The 781-nt window shown below is 49.9% G+C and carries 1 protein-coding gene; it reads right to left on the bottom strand.

Annotation, left to right across the window (positions count from 1 at the left end; all coding sequences use genetic code 11):
* Window positions 1–781: sodium:proton antiporter NhaD (gene nhaD, locus R7R24_RS26230; RefSeq protein WP_318120052.1), on the bottom strand; the 781-nt coding region annotated here is incomplete at both ends.

The following is a 781-nucleotide window of genomic DNA, read 5'->3' as shown; positions in this document are numbered from 1 at the left end:
AAACTACCCCCTACGCCCGCGGTGAGCGTAACAAGCAACCAGTTACCAGTGGACATACTTGGGTCCATCGTTAGTACCGCAAACATGACCGGAATGTTATCGACAATGGCAGAAAGCACACCGACCATCACGTTCGCCCAAACCGGATTCCATTGGGTGTACATGACGTTTGAAACCAATTCGAGATAACCGAGCAAGCTCAAGCCACCTACACACATCACGACGCCATAGAAGAACAGCAAGGTATCCCATTCGGCGCGAGAAACACGATGGAATACGTCAAACGGTACGACAGAGCCTAAACGTTTCAGCGCATGATCGTCCCCATTCGCAATCGCCATGGCCGCTTTTTTCGCGAGCGAATGTTTGAGGGTTTTTCTTAAGAAGTACCCGAAGAATTGTAGGTACGCCAAGCCCATCATCATGCCAACCACGGGTGGGAAGTGAAGAACAGCATGGAAAGAGACAGCCGTAGCGATCGTGAGGACAAACAGCAGCACAATGCGCCTTGCGCCACGTTTTAATTCGACATGCTCGTGGATGGTATTGGGTTTGGTGTTCGGTACAAAAAGGGACATTAAAAACGCTGGCACGACATAGTTGATTAGAGAAGGGACAAACAATGGCATGAATTCAGAGAACCGCACGTGCCCAGCTTGCCAAACCATCAAGGTTGTAATGTCACCAAATGGGCTGAATGCCCCGCCCGCGTTGGCTGCGATAACGATGTTGATGCAAGCAAGATTGACGAACCTTGGATTGTCGCCAGACACTTTCATTA

This window comes from Vibrio sp. 704 (genome assembly GCF_033339295.1).
Note: the sequence above shows the minus strand (reverse complement) of the source record. Positions and strands in the feature narration are given on the sequence as shown.